The following is a 332-nucleotide window of genomic DNA, read 5'->3' on the forward strand; positions in this document are numbered from 1 at the left end:
TCAGGTCCCAGCAGGCTGGAGCCTGGCGAGCAACGAATTAGCGCTGACGTACCTACGACAGGCGGAACAACATGAGCACAGTAAACGTTTACAAACAGCGCCCCGATGCGGCGCGCGCCGAGTCCCCGCTGTTTCACGCCGGCTTGCATGAGCTGGTGGGCAAGGGCAAGAGCAGCGCGGGCGTCGTCCTGCGCGAGAGAAAACTGCTGGGTCACCTGACCCTGCGCGGCGATGGCCATGACCCGGCCTTTGCCGGCGCCGTGCACAAGACCACCGGCCTGGAACTGCCTGGCGCACTGGGCCTGGTGGTCAAGGGTGAGTCCTCGCTGCAA

General features: G+C 65.1%; 1 protein-coding gene. It reads left to right on the forward strand.

All coding sequences use genetic code 11. The annotated features are described in order from the left end of the window. Positions 1–71: 71 nt before the first annotated feature. Positions 72–332, forward strand: a 261-nt coding sequence (locus PH586_RS23470; RefSeq protein ID WP_271350217.1) for a sarcosine oxidase subunit gamma family protein, incomplete at its 3' end; no start/stop codon positions are given.

This window comes from Pseudomonas aestuarii (assembly GCF_027988105.1).
GTDB classification, from domain to species: Bacteria; Pseudomonadota; Gammaproteobacteria; order Pseudomonadales; family Pseudomonadaceae; genus Aquipseudomonas; species Aquipseudomonas aestuarii.